General features: G+C 62.8%; 18 protein-coding genes and 2 pseudogenes. 7 read left to right on the top strand and 13 right to left on the bottom strand.

Annotated features, from left to right (window positions below):
- Positions 1 to 192: 192 nt before the first annotated feature.
- From flgA to MB84_RS30575, 4 genes are all read left to right on the top strand, one after another.
- Positions 193 to 1251, top strand: a complete 1059-nt coding sequence (flgA, locus tag MB84_RS24255; protein WP_052652766.1) for a flagellar basal body P-ring formation chaperone FlgA — start codon at positions 193 to 195, stop codon at positions 1249 to 1251.
- Positions 1252 to 1400: 149 nt separating this feature from the next.
- On the top strand, positions 1401 to 1736 hold the full coding sequence (gene flgM, locus MB84_RS24260) for a flagellar biosynthesis anti-sigma factor FlgM (RefSeq protein WP_046290186.1): 336 nt from the start codon (positions 1401 to 1403) through the stop codon (positions 1734 to 1736).
- On the top strand, positions 1733 to 2191 hold the full coding sequence (locus MB84_RS24265) for a flagella synthesis protein FlgN (protein ID WP_046290187.1): 459 nt from the start codon (positions 1733 to 1735) through the stop codon (positions 2189 to 2191). The genes flgM and MB84_RS24265 overlap by 4 nt, the downstream gene beginning before the upstream one ends.
- A gap of 134 nt (positions 2192 to 2325) precedes the next feature.
- On the top strand, positions 2326 to 2598 hold the full coding sequence (locus MB84_RS30575; RefSeq protein WP_169834968.1) for a hypothetical protein: 273 nt from the start codon (positions 2326 to 2328) through the stop codon (positions 2596 to 2598).
- Here the strand turns inward: MB84_RS30575 and MB84_RS24275 are convergent.
- Positions 2526 to 2729, bottom strand: a pseudogene (locus MB84_RS24275) (sigma factor-like helix-turn-helix DNA-binding protein); the annotation flags it as partial. The gene MB84_RS30575 and the pseudogene MB84_RS24275 sit on opposite strands and share 73 nt — an antisense overlap.
- Positions 2730 to 2983: 254 nt before the next feature.
- Between MB84_RS24275 and MB84_RS24280 the strand changes: the two are divergent.
- The 3 genes from MB84_RS24280 (at position 2984) to MB84_RS24305 (ending at position 7171) form a co-directional block, all read left to right on the top strand.
- Positions 2984 to 3580 carry a PAAR domain-containing protein gene (locus MB84_RS24280; RefSeq protein ID WP_046290188.1) on the top strand — a complete coding sequence of 199 codons (597 nt, stop codon included), beginning with the start codon at positions 2984 to 2986 and terminating at the stop codon, positions 3578 to 3580.
- A gap of 117 nt (positions 3581 to 3697) precedes the next feature.
- Positions 3698 to 4908, top strand: a protein-coding gene (locus MB84_RS24290) for an IS3 family transposase (protein ID WP_157122856.1) whose coding sequence is annotated in 2 segments (ribosomal slippage) — positions 3698 to 4013 and positions 4013 to 4908 — 1212 coding nt in all. Because the reading frame shifts where the segments join, the coding sequence is not laid out codon by codon here.
- Between the two features lie 2041 nt (positions 4909 to 6949).
- Positions 6950 to 7171, top strand: coding sequence for a hypothetical protein (locus MB84_RS24305; protein ID WP_046290191.1), 222 nt, complete (start codon positions 6950 to 6952; stop codon positions 7169 to 7171).
- A gap of 160 nt (positions 7172 to 7331) precedes the next feature.
- Here MB84_RS24305 and MB84_RS24310 read toward each other — a convergent pair whose 3' ends face one another.
- The 12 genes and pseudogenes from MB84_RS24310 to MB84_RS24365 form a co-directional block, all read right to left on the bottom strand.
- Positions 7332 to 8060, bottom strand: coding sequence for an RNA polymerase sigma factor FliA (locus MB84_RS24310; protein ID WP_046290192.1), 729 nt, complete (start codon positions 8058 to 8060; stop codon positions 7332 to 7334).
- A 37-nt stretch (positions 8061 to 8097) separates the two neighbouring features.
- The gene (locus MB84_RS24315; protein WP_052652772.1) at positions 8098 to 8982 is read right to left on the bottom strand and encodes a MinD/ParA family ATP-binding protein; all 885 of its coding nucleotides are present in this window, start codon (positions 8980 to 8982) and stop codon (positions 8098 to 8100) included.
- A pseudogene (flhF, locus tag MB84_RS24320) lies at positions 8975 to 10177 on the bottom strand (flagellar biosynthesis GTPase FlhF); the annotation flags it as partial. The pseudogene flhF and the gene MB84_RS24315, both read right to left, overlap by 8 nt.
- A gap of 59 nt (positions 10178 to 10236) precedes the next feature.
- Positions 10237 to 12342, bottom strand: a complete 2106-nt coding sequence (gene flhA, locus MB84_RS24325) for a flagellar biosynthesis protein FlhA (RefSeq protein WP_046290194.1) — start codon at positions 12340 to 12342, stop codon at positions 10237 to 10239.
- Between the two features lie 3 nt (positions 12343 to 12345).
- Positions 12346 to 13497, bottom strand: a complete 1152-nt coding sequence (gene flhB, locus MB84_RS24330) for a flagellar biosynthesis protein FlhB (RefSeq protein ID WP_046290195.1) — start codon at positions 13495 to 13497, stop codon at positions 12346 to 12348.
- 148 nt (positions 13498 to 13645) lie between these two features.
- Positions 13646 to 14239 carry a protein phosphatase CheZ gene (cheZ, locus tag MB84_RS24335; protein ID WP_046293221.1) on the bottom strand — a complete coding sequence of 198 codons (594 nt, stop codon included), beginning with the start codon at positions 14237 to 14239 and terminating at the stop codon, positions 13646 to 13648.
- Between the two features lie 83 nt (positions 14240 to 14322).
- Entirely contained in the window at positions 14323 to 14721 is a 399-nt protein-coding gene (cheY, locus tag MB84_RS24340) for a chemotaxis response regulator CheY (RefSeq protein WP_039401766.1), read from the bottom strand.
- Positions 14722 to 14866: 145 nt separating this feature from the next.
- A complete protein-coding gene (locus MB84_RS24345; protein ID WP_046293222.1) occupies positions 14867 to 15889 on the bottom strand; it encodes a protein-glutamate methylesterase/protein-glutamine glutaminase in 1023 nt (340 codons plus the stop codon).
- Between the two features lie 53 nt (positions 15890 to 15942).
- Positions 15943 to 16620, bottom strand: coding sequence for a chemoreceptor glutamine deamidase CheD (gene cheD, locus MB84_RS24350; protein WP_046290196.1), 678 nt, complete (start codon positions 16618 to 16620; stop codon positions 15943 to 15945).
- A 1-nt stretch (position 16621) separates the two neighbouring features.
- The gene (locus MB84_RS24355; protein WP_157122838.1) at positions 16622 to 17563 is read right to left on the bottom strand and encodes a CheR family methyltransferase; all 942 of its coding nucleotides are present in this window, start codon (positions 17561 to 17563) and stop codon (positions 16622 to 16624) included.
- A gap of 57 nt (positions 17564 to 17620) precedes the next feature.
- Positions 17621 to 19255: a methyl-accepting chemotaxis protein gene (locus MB84_RS24360; protein ID WP_046290197.1), complete on the bottom strand. Its 1635-nt coding sequence runs from the start codon at positions 19253 to 19255 to the stop codon at positions 17621 to 17623.
- 211 nt (positions 19256 to 19466) lie between these two features.
- Positions 19467 to 21284, bottom strand: coding sequence for a methyl-accepting chemotaxis protein (locus tag MB84_RS24365; RefSeq protein WP_046290198.1), 1818 nt, complete (start codon positions 21282 to 21284; stop codon positions 19467 to 19469).
- Positions 21285 to 21325: the final 41 nt, after the last annotated feature.

A 21325-nucleotide genomic window follows, 5' to 3' on the forward strand; every position in this document is an offset into this window, starting at 1 on the left:
TGCGTCCCCCCCGGGATTCAATCGGAGGAATAGGAAGGAGATTGACCGCCATTTCGAGCCATGCCCCGTGACGCGACATCTCTAGAATGGCTTCCTGACGGCATCGGGCGGGGTTCGCCCCCCAGGCACAGGGACACTGCCCGGTGTCGTCGGCTTCGCAACGCGAAAGCCGTTCAAGCAAGGAGAGTAAGCATGGCAGGCAAATTCGGCGACTCATTCGCCAATGCCCCGCGCACGTACGACGTGCAGCGGACCGGCCAGCGCTCGTCCGCAAAAATGTCCCCGAACTTTCAAATACTTACGAGTGCGCGACGCGGCCTGATGGCTGCGATGCTCGCGACGCTCGGCGTGGCCGGACTCGTGACATCGGTGCAGGCTGCAACGGGTACGAATCCCGGCATCGCCACCGATCCCGCTGCCCAGAACCTCGGCAACACGCTTGGGCCCAGCGCCATCGTCATCCCCGGCAACAATGCCGCCGCAGGCGGTGTCGCGTCGAACGTGCCGACGATGGTGCGTCCCGCGACCGCCACGGGGAATGCGCCCGTTCAGACGCAGCAGGCACCGGTCGCCACGGCTGCGCCCGTGCAACCCCAGCCGCAACCCCAGGCGTCCCAATTCCAGAACACCCAGGTGATCCGGCAGACTGCCGAGCGCTTCCTGCGTGAGCAGACCACCGGCTTGCCGGGGCAGGTCAACATCACCGTGGGCGAATCGGTCTCGGACCGCATGCCTGCGTGCTCGGCGCTTGAGCCGTTCCTGCCGCCGGGTGCGCGCCTTTGGGGCGCGACCAGCGTCGGCGTGCGGTGTGCGGGAGAGCGTCCGTGGACGCTGTATCTGCAAGCGCGCGTGAGCATCAACGCCACGTATTTCGTCGCGGCACGCCAGATCAATCCGGGCGAAACCATCGGGCCGACGGATCTGTCGCCGCGTCAGGGCGATCTCACGCTGTTGCCGCGCACGGTCGCGACCGATGCCGGTCAGATCGTCGGCACGGTGGCCGTGAACCGGATTACCTCGGGGCTGCCGATCCGCTCCGACCTGCTGCGCAGCGCGATTGCCGTCCAGCAGGGACAAACCGTGCGAGTCGTCTCGCGTGGGTCGGGTTTTGAAGTGAGCACGGAAGGTCAGGTGCTCACACGTGCCAGCGCGGGCGATCCCGTACAGGTGCGCACGCGTGCCGGGCAGGTCGTCAGCGGCACCGTGAAGTCAGGAAAGAATGGCAACGTCGAAGTCGAAGTTGCGCTGTAAGAAGTGAAAAGATAGCGACGGAAGTAATTGCTTACTTTCGTTAAGTATTCGCTGAAATCACCCGGGCACTTGAACTGGTAACAGGATGTTACTTGCCTAAAGTTATGGCGGATAATGCCGTTACACAGGCAGGTTTCTGGGGAAAGCACATGAAAATCGAACCACCCGCCAAGCCGCTGAATGGTGTCGGCGCGAGCAAGGCGACGACGGATCGGACGACGGCTGGCGCTGTGAACACCGACGCTGGCGCGGCACCTGCTGTGAGCGCTGGCGGCGCGAGCGTGAGCACGAGCGCCTTGTCGTCGGAGATGCGTGCCTTGCAGGAAGCGCTGGCTGCGACCGGCACGGCCGACATCGACGTGGCGAAGGTTGCGGCGATCAAGACGGCGATCGCTAACGGCCAACTGGCTATTGATACCTCCAAGATTGCGGACGGTCTGATCTCGACCGCACGCGATTTGCTCTCTGCGCAATCGAAGTCATGACCACCGATGCCCTGCTGAACGCCCTGACTGCTGAGACTGCCGCAATCGGCACGTTTTCGACGTTGCTCGGGGAAGAACAGCAGGCATTGGTCAACGGCACGCTCGACGCGTTGCCGGACCTGACGGAACGCAAGGCGCGCGCGGTCGCGGAGTTGTCCGCCCTTGGCCGCGAACGCGATGCACAGTTGAATGCGTTGGGCTACTCGCCTGACGAAGCAGGCGCGACGGCAGCGGCCGCCGCCGATGCCAAGGTCGACACGGCGTGGAAGGCCCTGCTCGCCGCCGCCGCCGAGGCCAAGCGCGCCAACGACACGAACGGCCTGCTCATCAACACCCGCCTCACGTACACCCAGCAAGCCCTGAACGTCCTCTACGGCCCGGGCAACAACACTCCGCTCTACGGCCCCGACGGCCGCACCACCCCGCGTTCGAGCGGGGGGAGTGTTACGGCTTAACGCCGCCGCGCTTCCGGGACCGCTTCACCGTTCGTCCGCATATCGTCTACGACTTCGCAGACCGTCTTCCGAATACCCTCCAGCGCCTCGTCCGGGGTTGCACTCAGCCAGGATAAGGCGGGGAATTCTGCGCATTGACCGACATGCTCGCCATCTTCCGACGACCAAGTCAGGTAGTAAGTGTAGTGATTCGTGTCCATGCCGAAATGGTGGCAAGATCGGCACCGTCTGTTCAAGCAGCCATTGTCCGAAAAATCTGTGGACGAATCCTCGGGCAACAAAAAAAATCCTTCGAAGCGAAACGCTTTCGAGGAATTCTTTTGAGTCTTTCAGTTCAATTCGCCGAAGTCCAAGCCTTCTCGCACAGCGTCGTGCGCAAGCGCGAAATCGCCTGGCTGCCCAACTGACAGACACGTGACTCGCTGACTTCAAGCAAGGCACCGATTTCACGCAGGTTCAAACCCCGCTCATAGCACAAGCTCATCAGCAACTTCTCCCGCTCGAGGAGACGGTCGATGGCGGGCACTCCCGCTCTACGTCAGCAAGCGCGCCGAAGTCGTCCTCCGTGTAGCGTCAAGCAAAGGCGTTGGACCGCGCTCGCTAAAGTGCCCGGGTTGGAAACACGTTCTCCTGCTGCGCCTTCGGGCTCATATGCAGGTGGACAGCGCTGCCGATCGACCTCCTCGAGCGCCGAATTGATTTGCGTCGTTTCCCATTGAAAGACTTGCCCGCACTCCAGTACCGTTCAGTCCCGTCAACGCAATTCGATGTACGTTTCCTACGTGAGGTGACATGACGCTCTATTACGCAGTGGTCGATGGCGATCCACTAACAAGTCATTCCAACAGTCGCGTTTTCGCTAGCGACAGGCGCTGCACGATTGAGGACGCCAGCGGTGCGCGCCGAGGAATTGTATTCATTGGCGATGCCGCGTGGTGTGCTGCGTGCAAGGGTAAGGGCGTTGTGATCGGCGGTGCCGGCATTAGCGATAGCAGGCGCATGAAGGACATGACGTCTGGAATGCGTCGGCAAGCGGTGAGCGGCGATTTAGTTCACTGCGGCTGCGAGCAGCAACCACATATCATTGCTGTTCACGGGCGTAAATTCACCATATTCGATGAAGAGAGCGTGCGTGACTCAACATCGGCAAAGCCGGTGGCTGAGGAGTCGACGCCTTTACCTTCACTCGCCGCGCCAACCGAACAGGAATGCTATGACGAAAAATTCGTCCTTCGCAACGTCGTTGGAGAACCGATGGCAGGGGCCCAATACGCGGTTCAGCGATCAAGCGGTGAAGTAGAGTACGGCGAGACCAACGAACGTGGGCAAACACACCTGCTCTCATCAGTTGCCGATGCGGAGTCAGTCACCTTTTACTTCGCGGGGTGAGTATGCCGGGCGAACAATTTCACTGGAGCGGCCCCATGAAACACCGGACACAGCGACCCACTTACAATAACGGGTAGGCATAAGACTGTGTTTTTGACTAACACCAAGCAGGAAGTGATGGAAGTGTTGACGGGCCCAGAGCGCCGGCGTCGCTGGACGGCGGAGCAGAAACTGTCGATGGTTCGCGAGAGTTTCGAACCGGGAAAATCGGTTTCAATGGTCGCGCGCCATTACGGCGTGAACCCGAACCAGCTATTCCACTGGCGCAAGCTGTACCAGGACGGTAGCCTGTCAGCGGTCAAGGCTGGCGAAGAAGTGGTTCCGGCATCGGAGTTGGCTGATGCGCTCAAGCAGATTCGCGAGCTGCAACGGATGCTCGGCAAAAAAACAATGGAGAACGAGATTCTCCGGGAAGCAGTTGAATACAGCCGAGCAAAAAAATGGATAGCGCACTCGCCCTTGCTGCCGGAGGACGGCCAGTGAAACTGGTCTGTGAAGTTCTCGGCGTGTCGCGCTCGAACGTATCGGCACGACTGTCGCGTCCGGCGACGTGGCGCGATGGCCGGCAATCAAGGCCGACCGACGACGAAACTGTAGTCGAGGAAATCCGCCGTGTCGTCGGCGATTTGCCCAGCTATGGCTACCGGCGGGTTTGGGGCACGTTGCGCAACGAGCGCGTTGCAGTTGGACTGGCGCCGTTCAATGCCAAGCGCATTTATCGCATCATGCGAACGCATGGGCTGCTGACGCAGCGCCGACCGATTGCGCCGCGAGCCCACCGTCGACATGATGGCAAAGTGGCCGTCGCGCGCAGCAATCAGCGATGGTGCTCGGACGGCTTCGAGTTCCGCTGCGACAACGGCGAGCCGCTGCGTGTGACGTTTGCGCTGGATTGCTGCGACCGAGAAGCGATGAGCTGGGCGGCGACGACAGCAGGCCACAGCGGCGACATTGTGCGCGACGTGATGCTGGCCGCAGTGGAAAATCGGTTCGGCAACGAGGTGCATACGCCGTCCGAAATCGAGTGGCTGAGCGACAATGGTTCGGGCTATACGGCTGACGATACGCGCCGGTTTGCGATGAACATCGGACTAAAGCCATTGACCACGCCCGTGTGCAGTCCGCAAAGTAACGGCATGGCCGAGAGCTTCGTGAAAACGATGAAGCGCGACTACGTCGCCTTCATGCCGAAGCCGGATGCTGCAACCGCTGCTCACAATCTGGCCATTGCATTTGAGCATTACAACGAGAAGCACCCCCATAGCGCGCTGAAATACCGCTCGCCTCGCGAGTTCCGGCGCTCGATGGATTCAGCAACCTTAGTGTGATGGTGTGTCCGGTTTTACAGGGTCAACTCCATTCACGTAGGTCCGGACGGCACTCGATATCGGAAGGTTGCTACACGAACTACGACACCGAAGTCTGATTCCCGCGTCAAAGAGATAATCATCGACACCCAATATATTGAGGTCCTGATTTTTGACGGACGTCTAAAGAGCTATGGGTCGCAGTGGGGGCATGTGGCGATTGATATCAATGGCGATACATACTCTCGATCTCAAAACACGTACGCAATTGAGCCGCGAGAGCGGTACCTTGCGTCAAATCGCACCTATCGCGATGTCGTTGGATTAACGTTGCGGCTATCCCCGGGAGAGATGGCGATTGTCAAAGCGGAGTTGGACCATCGAGTCGATGCGACTCGACCATACAACTTGTTTACGGACAGTTGTTCGACCAATGTGGCCGATGTGCTGGAAATGGTTGGCATACTTGCACATGATCCCCGATTCTTCACTTTCGACTCGACCGCGACTGTAAGTCCCAAAGAGGTCTTGCTCGCAGTATCGCGCTCCAAGCGAGTGCACAAGCGGACCGAATATCCAAAATTCATTCCCATCCAATGACCATGTTGTATCGGCTCATGCTGGTCACCACTTGCGTAACAATAATCATCATGGCCTGGAAACTGAATCAGCCGACTCTCTGGGACGGAGCGTTTCCCACGCGGCGAGCGCTCATAACCACCGACATCCATTCTGGAGCCATGGTCAGGGAGTCCTTGCCAGGGCGTGTTCTTTTCCGGCTGACAAAAGGCGACGACTGCCTATTCTTGTCTGGGTCTGACTGGGAGCGCCATGACGCAAAGGATCCATATATGGTTTTTGTGCCGGTTTTTTGCGTTGGAAAGGGGGCGGGATGGACATTAATACACGATTTGTTGGAAAACGAAGTTCCTCTGAAGTCCGGAAATTCGGCTGGAGCAGATAGAGAATAGCGAGAGCTGAGGTTGGCGCAGAGTGGTGGAACAACTCCAATCAGCGATTCGCGACTGCCTTCCGTCACGTCTGGCTTCGGTGACACGGCTATCGCGCTTGATGGGACAACATACTCGCAGGGTCCCACCGCACACGACTCAAGTAGAACGCACGCCTGGTACATCTACCGATAACAACGACTTCGAAAGTCGTTGGGTTACGCGTTGCGCGTGTCGCCGGAAGAAGGAACGATTAGCGTGCGCGAATATCCAGCGTTCGATGCCCCTAGACCATGAAAATTCTGTTTTCCACTTCAATTCTGGCCATTGTGGGGTTGTGCCTACACGCCTTTTCTCGGCCGCCGCAGGTGCGATGGACAGCGCAAAGGAAAATGCACGCGTACGCGGACCGTGAAGCCATGTTCCAACGTCCGAACACACCGACGTTCATAATCGCTCCGGGCGACGCTTGTCTTCCTATCGCGGACTACACGAAGGACTACCTGTACACCGAAGCGATATGCAACGGCATGCGAGGATGGTTTGAAGGGGGCGCGAGTGACTTCGTCGTGGAGCGAATCTAAGCGGAGCCGGATGACTAGTCACCCTCGTACGCTCGTCTACACCATTTCCACTTCATGCCGCCGTCAGAGTCCATGGCGTCAAAAGCCCGTACCAAGCGTAACCCTCGGTCGAAACGGCAAGCCGTCTCCGACGCTGGACCAACCAACTAGCTGCCCCGCCCTCGAACGAGAAGAATCCCCATTGAAGCATCGGAATGTTCTGAATCTCAGCGGGTGACCTAGAATGCGACTCCAAATGCGTGGTGCCCTCGGAGTTAGATCGGTAATCTGGTTCCCGTCGCGCCCCAAACGCGACCGGGTTTGACGACCCGAACGATGTTTTCGGGCACACAGCCGCGACGTTTGCGGCTTTCGTGTGCGCCGTGCCACGCCTTTGCTTCAATGGGCGGGCCTGGATTGGGACACCTTCGGGTGTGCCGCCTAATCCGAATCATCAGCGGTTCGTCAACCTAGTCCAGTGCCCGCCCACCCCTTGCGCAATGCAACGGGTGGCGGGAATCTCAGATTGGCTAGTTAGAGGTGCCCCGCATGACGCTTCATCTTCCCGCAGCTTCCTTAGTCCACGCTTCCGTCGACAAACTCAACACACTTTCAGAGCGCATCTTGGCTCTTACTACCTGCACGACCACCGATGCTGGCAAGGAAATACCCCACCGCTTCCTGCTCACTATTTTCGAAGAGCTTGGTGAAATGACCGTGGAACTCGTCTGCGAGTGCCACAAGTTGAAGGCTGATTGCCTCGACGCGTAGTCGTCTCTCGGCAGTTCATCCAACTCTGCCAATGGCATGGCCCCCCGCATGTTCCGGCTGTCTTGTCAGCGCCCCGTCACATCGCCATAGGTAGCTTCCGTTTGTGTGGGTTCTCTCTGCCTTTGCGTTCCAGAGACCCTTAGCAAGGTTGTCTTTCGGTTCAATTCGCCGAAGTCCAGGCCTTCTCACGCAGCGTCGCGCGCAAGCGCGAGATCGCCTGGCTGTGCAACTGACAAACGCGTGACTCGCTGACTTCGAGCACAGCGCCGATTTCGCGCAGGTTCAGGCCCTGCTCGTAATACAGGCTCATCAGCAACTTCTCGCGATCCGGCAGACGGTCGATGGCATCCACCACGCCGCCGCGCAAACCCTCGTCGAGCAGCATCGTCAACGGATCCGCGCCCGGGTCCGCGCAAATGCGGTCGATGAACGGCTCTTCGTCCGCCGACTCGAAATCTTCGTAATAGATTAGCTGGCAGCCGTGCACATCCTGCAGCATCTGCTGATACTCGGTCAGCCCGATCGACATCTCGCCCGCAATCTCGCTCTCCGACGGACCCCGTCCCAGCCGCTGCTCCAGTCGCTGCACCGCTTTCTCGATCTCGCGCGCCGTCTTGCGAATGCCGCGCGACGCCCAGTCCAGCTCGCGCAACTCGTCGAGCATCGCCCCGCGAATGCGCTGGCTCGCGTACGTTTCGAACTGGGCGCCCTGCGTCTCCTGATACCGGTTCGCCGCATCGAGCAGCCCCAGCATGCCAGCCTGAATCAGATCCTCCAATTCCACGCTCGCCGGCAGCTTCGCCATCAATTGCAGCGCCAGGCGGCGCACCAACGGCGCGTATTGGGTCAGCGTGTCGTTCGTGTCGACCTTCCCGCGCGCGGTATACATGTTTCCCTCCGCTTCCTCTCGACGCGTGCCGTGACGCTCAGGCCGTGTGCGCGCTCACCGCGCCCACGCCATGCGTCATCTCGACACCGCGATCGCCGCCGCAATCGCCCACCTGACCGATCCCGGCACCCAACGCCGCCGGTCCCGTGTCCCGAATGGCCAACGGCCAATGCATCACCTGCGCCGCCAACTGACGATAAGCCACCGCCGCCGGCGCCATCGGAAAGGCATCGACCACGGTACGCGTCAGATGCCGCGCCCGCACGACCTGACGGTCCGACGGCACATGCCCGGCCAGCTCCAGCGACACCGCCAGATAACGACTCGCCGTCGTGGCCAGGTTGCGGCACACGACGCGTGCCTCCATATCCTCCGCCCGGTTCACCAACACCCGGAACTGCGCCAGTGCATATTCGTAATGCGCCTGCTTGATCCACGAGTACGCGCCCGTGATCGACGCCGGTTCACAACCGAGCACCACCAGTACGTCGTGCGCATGCGCCGCCAACGGGCTCAGCACGCCACCGGCGTGCGTGCAGTCGACGATCACGACGTCCGGCTCGCCAACGGTCAGCACCGGCAATGCACGCTGCGGATCGATGCGCTCGGGATGACGATGTGCCACCGGCACCAGCACCACGTTGTCGCGCGTCTGAACACGCACCGCTTCGGACGAAATGCGCCCCGCCAGCACATCGTGGATGTCGCCACGCAACGGCAGACCGAGCGCCGGTGCTGCATGGCCGCTCTCGTCGGCCAGTACGACATCCTGACCGTGATGAGCCAGTGCACTGGCCAGATTCAGGGCAACGCTCGTCTGACCGGCTTCAGGCGCACTTCCTACCACCGCGACGATGCGCGTGGTATGGCGCGCCACCAGTCGGCGCAGCCCCTCAGCTTGATCGAGTACGAGTTTAACCAAAGCAGGCCTCGCCTGAAGGTTGTGCGGGCGCGAACAGCCCGCTGTAGTTGGGATCGACCCCGCGCACCACGGCCGGCAAATCTTCCTCGGACGGCACGAACGGCGAACCCGTCACCGGCGCAGTCAATGCCGTGTCGATCAGGAACTGTCGGTCCGCCACGTGCAGGTTCTCCGGTACGCGCTGCCCCGTCGAGACGTAATGCACCGGCAGACGGTGACGAATCACCGTATCGAGCACCGAACCCAGGTTGGTCGTCTCGTCGAGTTTCGTCAGAATACACCCGGCCAGGTCGCCACCGCCCTCGGCGCTTGCGCTGCGATAAGCGTGCACCACCTCGTTGAGCGTGTCGCCGTGGCTCGTGGCGTTGAGCAACAGCAGACGCTGCACCGGCGTCTCCGCCCCGCACAGCATCGCCACCTGCTCAGGCACCGTGCGGTCGCGCTGGCTCATGCCGACCGTGTCGATCAGCACCATATGCTTGTTGCGCAGTTCGGTCAGGGCCAGACGCAGATCCGTCGCGTCCTTCACCGCATGCACCGTCACGCCCAGAATCTTGCCGTAGATGCGCAACTGCTCATGGCCGCCGATACGATAGCTGTCGGTCGTGAGCAGTGCGAGCTTCTCCGCACCGTGACGCATTACGCAACGCGCCGCGAGCTTGGCCGTGGTCGTGGTCTTGCCCACCCCGGTCGGCCCCATGAGTGCATACACGCCACCGCGGTCCATCAATTCGTCTTCGTTCGGCATGATGGGCAGATTGCGCTTGAGCGCGTTCTTCACCCAGTCCAGAGCGCTCTCGCGGTCGCTGCCTTCCGGCAGATGCTCCAGCAGCGCCCGGCCGAGCTGCGCCGAAAAGCCCGCCGCAAGCAACGTGCGCAAAATCTCGCCCTGTGCCGGCGAACGACGTTGCTTGTCGTTCCACACAAGACCCGCGACCTGCTCTTCGAGCAACCCGCGCATGCTTTGCAACTCGCCCATCATCGACTGCGCGAAAGCGCTGGTCGCGGCGATGTCGTTCGCGGCGGCGGCGGGACTCGCCACGGGCGCCGGGGCCGGCGCAGCAGGACGGGGACGCGGACGATGCGTCGGCATGTCGCCCCCGGCGAGCGCGTCCAGATCCTCTTCCGCCAACGCCACGATCTCGACGCCGTTGGCGACCGAGCGATTGGACAATACGACCGCGTCGGGTCCGATTTCCTCGCGAATCTGGCGCAGTGCGTCGCGGCACGTGCCCGCAAAGAATTTCCGAATCTTCACGCTTGACCTCCGATGAGTGCCGTCATTTTCACGTTACGGGTGTCTGGCACTTCCGCATACGACAAAACCTTGAGCTGCGGCAGGCTGCGGCGCAGGAAGCGCGAGAGCAGCGAACGCAGCGGATGTTGAACCAGCAATACCGACGGCAGGCCCTGACGCTCCTGACGCGTCACGGCTGCCTGGGTTTCACGCAACAACGTATCGGCAAGGCCCGGCTCCAGACCGGTGCCGCCGCCGGCCGACAACGCCTGCGTGAGAATTCGTTCGAGATTGGCGTCGAGCCCCACGACTTCGAGATCGCCACTGCCCGGGAACACGCTCTGCGTGATCGCGCGGCCCAGCGACAGTCGCACCAGCGCCGTGAGGTCGTACGGATCCTGCACGCGTGCGCCATGCTCGGCGATGGTGTCGATGATGGTGCGCATGTCGCGAATCGGCACCTGCTCTTCGAGCAGATTCTGCAGCACCTTCTGCAGCGTGGTGAGCGCGACGGTCTTGGGCACCAGGTCTTCGATGAGCTTCGGCGCGTCCTTGCCGATGCGCTCGATGAGCTGCTGCACTTCCTGACGTCCCAGCAATTCGTGGGCATGCGCGTTGATCAGGTGATTCAGGTGAGTCGCCACCACCGTACCGGCATCGACCACGGTGTAGCCGTACGCCTGCGCCTGATCGCGCTGGCCGACATCGATCCACGTAGCGGGCAGACCGAAGGCCGGATCGCGCGTCGGCGTGCCTTGCAGCGGCGCACTGACCTGCCCCGGGTCGATGGCAAGCAGTTGGCCCGGGTACGCTTCGCCTTCGCCGATGATCACGCCCTTGAGCGTGATGCGGTACTGGTTCGGACGCAGTTCCAGGTTGTCCCGGATGTGCACCACCGGCGCGAGGAAGCCGATCTCCTGCGCGAACTTCTTGCGGATGCCCTTGATGCGCTTGAGCAGTTCGCCATCCTGATTACGGTCGACGAGCGGGATCAGGCGATAGCCGACTTCCAGCCCCAGCGGGTCGACCAGCGCCACGTCGTCCCACGACGCTTCGGCCACTTCGGGCGCTGCGGTCGCCGCGACCGGCGTCGGGCGCGTTGCCTGCACCTTGGCGGCAGCCGCCTTGCGGAACTGCCAGCGGGCCAGTGCGCCCAGACCGAGCGCGAGCAGCAGGAAGGCAAAGTGCGGCATGCCCGGGATCAGGCCCATCAAGCCGAGAATCGCAGCCGTGATGCCCAGCACCTGCGGGTTGTTGAAGAGTTGCGAGACAACCTGCTGGCCGACATCTTCGTCGGTCGCCACACGCGACACCACCACACCGGCCGCCGTCGAGATCACCAGCGCCGGGATCTGCGCAACGAGACCGTCACCGATGGTCAGCAGCGTGTAATTCTTGGCGGCGGTCGCGAGATCCAGATTGTGCTGGACCACGCCGACGATCAGCCCGCCGATGATGTTGATCAGCATGATCAACAGACCGGCGACCGCGTCGCCGCGCACGAACTTGGACGCACCGTCCATCGAGCCGTAGAAGTCGGCTTCCTGCGCAATCACCTTACGACGGTTGCGCGCTTCCTCTTCCCCGATCAGACCGGCGTTCAGGTCGGCGTCGATGGCCATCTGCTTGCCGGGCATGGCGTCGAGGGTAAAACGTGCGCCCACTTCGGCGATACGCCCCGCGCCCTTCGTGATCACCATGAAGTTGATGACCACGAGGATGACGAACACCACGATACCGACGGCGTAGTTGCCGCCCACCAGGAAGTGACCGAACGCCTCGATCACCTTACCGGCGGCGTCCGGGCCGGTGTGGCCTTCGAGCAGCACCACGCGCGTGGACGCCACGTTCAGCGACAGACGCAGCAGTGTGGAGAACAGCAGCACGCTCGGGAACGCCGCGAAGTCGAGCGGTTTCTGCGTGTACATGGACACCAGCAGCACCATCACCGCGAGGGCGATGTTGAACGTGAACAACAGATCCAGGATGAACGGCGGCAGCGGGAGGATCATCATGCCCAGAATCATGATGATCAGCACCGGCGCGGCGAGCGACTTCAAGTTGCCGCCGAGGAGCAGTTGCGACGCACGCAATAGCTGGTTCGCGCGAGGGTTGAGGTTCATTCGTTACACTCGTTTCGACCCGAGGCGCCGGGGCGCGTCGAGCTCGGTCGGCACGGGCAGATCCGACGGGGTCAGCGGCTCGATGCCCCCCTCGGTGCGCCAGCGGCGAAGCTGGAAGACCCACGCCAGCACTTCGGCCACGGCCGTGTACAGCGTGGCCGGGATTTCGTGACCGATTTCCACGTGACGATGCAACGCACGGGCCAGCGGCGGGGCTTCGAGGATCGGGATGCGGTGCTCCGCCCCGATCTCACGGATACGCTGCGCGACCAGATCGGTGCCCTTGGCGAGCACACGCGGCGCACGCATGTTGTCCTTGTATTCGAGGGCGACGGCAAAGTGCGTCGGGTTCGTCACGATCACGTCGGCCTTGGGCACGTCCTGCATCATGCGCCGGCGCGCGGCCTGACGCTGCAACTGACGGATTTGCGCCTTGACGTGCGGATCGCCCTCGGTTTCCTTGTTTTCCTGACGCACTTCCTCTTTGGTCATGCGCGGCTTCTTGTAGTGCTGCCACAGCTGGAACGGGATATCGATGGCCGCCACCAGCAGCAGCGACGCCACGATAAACGCGCAGCACACCACGATCATCTCGCCTACGTGCGGCAGCGCCACGCGCGGCGACTGCGTCATCAGACCCATCACGGCGTCTTTGTCGCGGGCGATGGCCCAGTAAGCCACACCGCCCACGAGCACGGTCTTGGCCACGGCCTTGATCAGTTCGACCAGCCCTTGCGTCGAGAACATGCGGCCCAATCCCTTGAGCGGGTTCAGGCGGCCGAAGTTGGGGGCGAGCGATTTGGTGGTGAAGAGCCAGCCGCCCAGCGCCATCGGTGCGACGATCGCGGCGATCACGAGGGCGACGAAGAGCGGCGCGATGACCATGAGTGCGTCCGCGCCCGAGTGCGCAGCGTACGAGAGCATGCGGCGCGTGTCCATCGCCGTGCCCGGCTCGAATTGCATGCCGTGGCGCATCAACTGGGCGAATCCCTGCGAAATGCGGTCGGCCGTCATCCACATCCCCGCGACACCGGCGGCCAGCAGGGCGAACGTCGAAAGCTCGCGCGAACGCGCGACCTGCCCTTCCTCGCGCGCCTTCTCCAGACGCCGGGGAGTGGGTGATTCCGACTTTTCGAGATCGCTTTCCTCAGCCATGCCCTATCCACTGCGGGCGGACGAACCCACCCTATCGCGACCGATTATGGCCGTAACCGTCAAGTCACAAAGGGGGGAATAGAGGCGGGATTGGGCGGTATTTCGCGCAAGCGCGATTCCGCCAGCCGGGGTCCGGCTGGCGGCGGGCTCAGAAACCGAGGCTGGCGAGCAGGTCGTCGACCTGTCCCTGATCGGCCACGATGTCGGTGCGGCCTTCCTTGTTGATCTGCGGCCCGTTGAGTAGCGAGTCTTCGGCTTCCTTGCGCTTCTCGGGCGGCATGTTCTCGAGCAGCGTCTGGACCAGATGCTTCTCGATCTCCTGCACCACTTCCATGATCTTCTTGATGACCTGCCCGGTCAGATCCTGGAAGTCCTGCGCCATCATGATTTCCATCAGATGGTTGTTGGTCGCGCGGGTGTCGTCCGGCACGCGACGCAGATAGGTGCGGGTCTCGGTGACCAGTTGACGCGCGTCGTCGAGTTCCAGCGGCTGGTCGAACCACTTGGCCCAGCGCGCGTCGAGCGCGTTGGCGTCCGCTTCGAGACGGTCCTGAATGGGCTTGGCCAGTTCGATGGCCGTCAGCGCACGCACGGCCGCCTGTTCCGTCATGGTCGCGACGTAGTTCAAGCGATCGCGGGCATCCGGAATCGCCTCGGCTGCCTGCTCCAGCTGCTTGTCCAGCCCGAGTTCGCGCAGATTGTCGCGCAGCATGCGCGTCAACTGCCCGACGCGCATCAGCATGCGCTCCGCCGGATCTGCCTCGCCGGTCACGTAAGCGCCGCCCGGCTCACCCGGCCATTCAGTGCTCGACTCGTGGGTCACGGTCAGGCCCCCGTTTTTTCCATTTTTTCGAAGATCTTGCCCAGCTTCTCATCGAGGGTCGCGGCCGTGAACGGCTTGACCACATACCCGCTCGCACCGGCCTGGGCGGCGGCGATGATGTTTTCCTTCTTGGCTTCGGCCGTGACCATCAGCACCGGCAGCTTGGCCAGGTTCGGGTCGGCACGGATCGTCTGGAGCATCGTCAGGCCGTCCATGTTCGGCATGTTCCAGTCGGACACCACGAATTCGAAGCTACCGCCGCGCAGCTTGGCCAGCGCCGCCACACCGTCTTCCGCTTCGTCGACATTGGAGAAACCCAGCTCCTTGAGCAGGTTTCGCACAATGCGGCGCATCGTCGGAAAATCGTCGACGACCAGGAATTTCATGTTCTTGTCTACCATCATCACTCCAATTCTGCCGGTCCCCCTTCGGGGGGCCGACAATATTCAGGGGCAAGTTCCGCCATCACTCAGTGCCCTGAGTGTGAACGCAAATCGTTGCGGACCATACGGCGAAAACAAGCCAAAAACAACGCCAAAAGCCGAACTATACCCGTTGCGTGCGTTCGCCGAATTTCGCGACCTGATGAAGCACTTTTCGGGCCATCTCGTGCAACGGCACCACTTCCTCCGCGCCGCCCATGGCAATGGCTTCGCGCGGCATGCCGAACACGATGCAGCTCGCTTCGTCCTGCGCGAACGTATACGCGCCGGCGCGGCGCATCTCGACCAGACCGGCCGCACCGTCGCGGCCCATGCCCGTGAGAATCACGCCGATGGCGTTACGTCCGGCATGCACGGCCGCGGAGCGAAACAATACATCGACCGACGGACGATGTCGATTCACCGGCGGCGCCGGATCGAGCACGGCCACGTAGTTCGCGCCGCTGCGCGAGAGTTGCAGGTGGGTGTCGCCCCCAGGTGCAATGTAGGCGTGGCCCGGCAACACACGCTCGCCGTGTTCGGCTTCCTTCACCGTAATGCGGCACAGCCCGTTCAGGCGTTGCGCAAACGACTTGGTGAAGCCCGCCGGCATGTGCTGCGTGATGAGAATCGCCGGGGCGTCCGGCGGCATCGGCACGAGCACTTCGCGAATCGCTTCCGTGCCGCCCGTCGACGCGCCGATGATGATCAGCCTTTCCGTCGACACGAGCGGATTGCGCAGCATCGGCGCGGCTTCCACCGCCACCGGGGCCGCGCTCTTGGGCGGAGCGCTGCGCACGCGGGCGCGGGCGGCCGCACGAATCTTGTCGGCGATCATCTCGCCGTATTCGAGCATGCCGTCACGAATACCCAGACGCGGCTTCGTCACGAAATCGACCGCGCCGAGTTCGAGCGCACGCATCGTGACTTCCGAGCCGCGCTCGGTCAGCGACGACACCATGAGCACCGGCATCGGGCGCAGGCGCATGAGCTTCTCGAGGAAGTCCAGCCCGTCCATGCGCGGCATTTCGACGTCGAGCGTGAGCACGTCCGGGTTGTGCTGCTTGATCAGATCGCGCGCCACGAGCGGGTCGGGTGCGGTCGCCACTACGGTCATGTCCGGATGCGCATTGATGATCTCCGTCATCAGGCTGCGCACGAGTGCGGAATCGTCCACGCACAGGACTTTGATTGGTTCGCTCAAGCCTCCTCCATTTTTCGGTTGTCAGGCCCCGGCCGAGGCTTGGCATTTCTGGCCGGTGGCGCAAAGAGTTCTACGGAGCCCCGTACTTCGCGTGCACGCAAACGCTGCGCGTACGCCTGTTCCCGCTGGACGATGGCCGGATCGCCCCGGTCGCCCAGCTTCTTGACCATCACCCGCCCGGTGCGCGGCAAGAAGCACACCTTGCGCGGATGCGGTCCGAGCAGATCCTGCGCAGTCACGCGAATCTGCTCCATCTCGAGATAGCGCAACACGAAGTTCGCGTTGCGATCGCCGATATTGAGCGTGGTCATGCCCGCGAGCACCGCGCCGCCGCCGAAGACCTTCGCCTCCAGACGCTCGCGCCGTGCGCCGAGCTTGATCAGCTCGTTGATGAGCATTTCCATCGCGTATGCGCCGTAACGCATGGACGCAGAGAGTAGCCGATCGCGCTCACTCTCGCCATCGTCCGGCAGCATGAAGTGGTTCATGCCACCGATTCCGGTGACGCTGTCGCGCACGCAAGCGGCCACGCACGAACCGAGCACCGTCACGAGCATGATGTCTTCGGTCGTGACGAAATACTCCGACGGCAGCAGCTTCACCGCCTGCGTATTGAACGCATTGTCGAAGTAGTGATTGGTCGCGAGTGCTTCGGCCAATGGCTGTGCTGCCATGTCAGGCTCCCCGTGCTCCGGCGCCGGCCAGTTCGTACACCGTCTGCCCACGCAGACGGAACGCCCGGCTCACATAAGTGAAGTTCTCCGAATGCCCCGCGAACAGCAGGCCGTCCGGTTTGAGCAAAGGGACGAAGCGCTCGAGAATGCGCGCCTGCGTGGCCTTGTCGAAATAGATCATCACGTTGCGGCAGAAGATCACGTCGAACGGCCCGCCGATCTGCCACGACGGGGCGAGCAGGTTGAGCGGCTCGAACGTCACCAGTTGCTGCAATTCGGGACGCACCTTGATCTTCCCCGAGTTCGCGCCCGTACCCCGCAGAAAATGCTTGCGCAGCTGCTCCTGCGAGAGCTTGCCGGTCTGTTCACCGTTGTAGACGGCGGCCGAAGCGCGGGCCAGGACCTGCGTATCGACGTCCGTGGCCAGTACCGTCGCGTTGGGACGCGAGCCGAGCGTGTCGACCAGCGTCATCGCAATCGAATACGGCTCTTCGCCGGTCGACGCTGCACAGCACCACACCGAAATCGGCTTGGCGCGATTGCGCACGAAGTCGGCGAGCAGCGGGAAATGGTGCGACTCGCGGAAGAACGACGTGAGGTTCGTCGTCAGCGCGTTGGTGAACGACTCCCACTCGCTGTCGCCGGTGTCGGCTTCGAGCATGTCGAGATATTCGGTGAAGCTTGTCATGCCCAGCGCACGCAGACGTCGCGCGATGCGGCTGTAGACCATTTCGCGCTTGTGCTCTGCCAGCGCAATCCCGGCGCGCTGGTAGATCAGATTGCGAATGCGGCTGAAGTCCGCCAGCGAGAACGCAAAGTCGCGCTCGCCCGACAGGGCGGCGCCACTGGCGCGCGCGAAATCCGCGCTGCGCGAGAGCGCGTCGCCATCGGGGCCGGAGCCGCCGCGACGCGTCAGATGCGAGGTGTTGCGCGAATCGGTCATGATGTCTCGGTTGCGTCGAATTAGGTCACACGGCGTTCATGCGGCATACGTCGTGTCTTATGCCGCACGGGCCAGCGGCTGTGCCGCCGACTCGCGCCGGGACGCGCCAATCGCATGCACGCTCCCCGTACCCGCCACCCCGCCCGTCTGGAAGACGGACACGGCCGCACGCAATTCCTGCGCCTGCGACTCCATCGCGCCGGCGGCCGCGGCCGCCTCTTCCACGAGCGCCGCGTTCTGCTGCGTCACCTCGTCCATCTGCGTCACTGCACGATTGACCTGTTCGATGCCGCTCGACTGTTCGGCCGACGCCGCCGAGATCTCGCCCATGATGTCCGTTACGCGTTTGACCGCCTGCACGATCTCTTCCATGGTCTGACGCTGACGCGTCACGAGCGCCGTGCCGTCCTGCACGCGGCGCGACGAGTCTTCGATCAGCGCCTTGATTTCCTTGGCGGCCGCCGCACTGCGCTGGGCCAGCGTGCGCACTTCGCCTGCAACCACCGCGAAACCGCGACCCTGTTCGCCCGCACGCGCCGCTTCCACCGCAGCGTTCAGCGCGAGGATGTTCGTCTGGAAAGCGATGCCATCGATCACGCCGATGATGTCGACGATCTTGTTCGAGCTGGTGGAGATGCCGTCCATCGTCGCACCGACCTGCTCGGACACTTCGCCGCCGCGCGTGGCGATTTCCGATGCATTGACCGCCAGTTGGCTGGCCTGACGCGCGTTATCGGCGTTCTGGCGCACGGTCGCCGTGAGCTGTTCCATCGACGACGCGGTTTCTTCCAGCGACGCCGCCTGCTGTTCGGTACGCGCCGACAGGTCGGTGTTGCCCGCCGCGATCTCATGCGCGGCAGTGGTGATCGACTCGGTGCCCTGACGGATCTGCGAGATGGTTTCGGCCAGCGTGTGCTGCATGCGTTGCATGGCGTAGAGCAGGCTGTGCGTGTCGCCCGGGGCCACATCCACGTGGCTGTGCAGATCGCCGCTCGCGATGCGGTGCGCAATGCCCGCCGCGTACTCCGGCTCACCGCCGAGGCTACGCTGCACGTTGCGGATGATCACGACCATCGCAGCCGTCACGATGCCGCCGATCAGCAGGAGTGCAATGCCGAAGCGAATGAGCGTGGCGTAAAACGCCTCGTCGACGTCCTGCACATACACGCCGCTCATCAGGCCCCAGTCCCACGCCGCGAAGTACTTCACGAACGAGAGCTTGGCCATGCGCTGATCGCTGCCCGCGACGCGACCGTAGTAGTCGACGAAGCCTGCCCCCTTGTCCTTGGCCACGCGGGCCATTTCGACGTAGAGCAGCTTGCCGTTCGTATCCTTGTAGGTGGAGACGTCCTTGCCCACCAGATCGGCGAGCGTCGGATGCATGAGGACGGTCGGCTTGGTGTCGAAAATCACCACGTAGCCGTTGCCGCCTTCGCCGTAGCGCATGACTTTCAGTCGCGCCATGGCCTGTTGTTTCGCCTCTTCGACGGTGATCTTGCCCGCCGCTGCCTGCGCTGCGTAGTCGCGCAGAATACCGTCGGCGCTCGTGACGATGTTTTCCACTGCCGCGCGCCGCTCCGACATCATCGTGCTGCGCTCGTGCAGGGCAGCCCAGCCACCGAGAATCAAAAGCCCCAGCCACATGAGCGCAAGCGCCGACCAGAGTTTTGCTTTGAGACTCAACTGCATCATGATGTGACCTCCACTACCCGCCTGCCATGGCGCTGCATGAGATGCTGCGCGCACGACGGCTTTTGTCTTACCGATTGTTGCCACTTGCCGACACGCCCCTCGGGGTGCCCGGCGGTACTGAGTCGCCGGGCGAGGTGCGTGCACCGTTCCTATAGTTACTGCTTTGTTGCCGCGTGCAGCGCTGCACGGCGGCAACCATTACGTCATACGATCAGAAGGTTTCCCAGTCGCCGTTTGCATCGTCCGTGCCCGTGCGGGAAGCCGCCGGTGCGGCAGCCGGTGCGGGCTTGCGCAGCGGCGCCGGTGCGGGTGTCGCCTTCGGTGCAGCGGCCGATGCCGGTGCTGCCGGGGCGGCGGGCGCTGCGGCCTTCTTCTTCGCGGGCGTCGGGCGTGCGGCAGGCGCAGCCGACGGGAGCGCGGCCAACGCCGGGGCTGCCGGGGCAGCGGGAGTGGCGTGAGCGGCATAACCGGTCGCAACCTGGCTGGCGTCCACACGGAACACCGAGACCGTCGTCTTCAGACGATTGGCCTGCTCTTCCAGCGAACCGGCAGCCGCTGCCGCTTCTTCCACCAGCGCTGCGTTCTGCTGCGTCACTTCGTCCATCTGCGTGATCGCGCGGTTGACCTGCTCGATACCGCTCGACTGCTCGGCAGACGCCGCCGAGATCTCGCCCATGATGTCCGTCACGCGCTTCACCGCCTGCACGATCTCGTTCATCGTGTGGCCTTGCTGCGCGACGAGCGCCGTGCCGTCCTGCACGCGGCGCGACGAATCTTCGATCAGCGCCTTGATTTCCTTCGCGGCGGCCGCGCTGCGCTGGGCCAGCGTGCGCACTTCGCCTGCGACCACGGCGAAACCGCGACCCTGTTCGCCTGCACGTGCCGCTTCCACGGCGGCGTTCAGCGCGAGAATGTTCGTCTGGAACGCGATGCCGTCGATCACGCTGATGATGTCGACGATCTTGTTCGAGCTGGTCGAAATGCCGTCCATCGTCTCGCCGACCTGGCCGGAGACCTGCCCGCCGCGCGTGGCGATTTCCGAGGCGTTCACCGCCAGTTGGCTGGCCTGACGCGCGTTATCGGCGTTCTGGCGCACGGTCGCCGTGAGCTGTTCCATCGACGACGCGGTTTCTTCCAGCGAGGCTGCCTGCTGTTCGGTACGCGCCGACAGATCGGTGTTGCCTGCGGCAATCTGCTGTGCCGCCGACGTAATCGACTCGGTGCCCGAGCGAACCTCCGCCACGGTGCGCACGAGGCTGTCCTGCATGTGCTTCACGCCCTTGAACAGGCGTCCCGTCTCGGTCTCGTTCCACACGTCGATGCGTTGCGTAAGGTCGCCGCCAGCGATCTTCTCGAAGTGACGAATCGCGTCGTCGATCGGGCCAACGATGGCGCGCGTGAGCGTGATCTGCGTAATGATGCCGACGATCAGGCCCAGACCCAGACCGATGCCGACCATCCACATCACCATCGTGTAACGGGCCTGTGCAGCCACATAACGGTCTTCGGCGTTCTTGACCTGCAAGTCGGCCAGCGCGGTCATCGCCTTCGTGTAGTCGGCGAACAGGCGCGGCACGTCCATCACGGTCTTCGCATGGAAGTCGGGGATATCGCCCGATTCGATGGCCTTGAGCGCGGGGAGAATGCCGTCGTTGTTGACCTTGCCGCGTGCTGCGATGACGGCGTCGGCAAGCGCCTTCTCACCGTCGTTCATCGGCAGCGCGGCGTAGCTCGCCCACGAGTCGTCGGCCTTCTTGAGGTTGTTGCGCACGCTGTCGATCGCCGACTTGATCTCGGTCGGATCGGCGATGAACTCGATGCGCGAGAGCGTCACGCGTGCGCCCAACGTCGAAATCGTGGTCTGTGCCAGCGATCGCGCCGATGCCATGTCGTTCGTGTAGATCTCTTGCAGCGACGCATTGCTCTGTCGCAGCGAGACGAGACCCACCGCAGCGCCCACGACCAGCAGCACCATGAAGAGTCCCAGCGCCAGCGTGAGCCGCGCCCGGATGGTGACATTCTTAAACATAACGACCTCTACCCCGTGAAGACCGGCCCGTGGCCGGTTGA

Source organism: Pandoraea oxalativorans (genome assembly GCF_000972785.3).
GTDB lineage: Bacteria > Pseudomonadota > Gammaproteobacteria > Burkholderiales > Burkholderiaceae > Pandoraea > Pandoraea oxalativorans.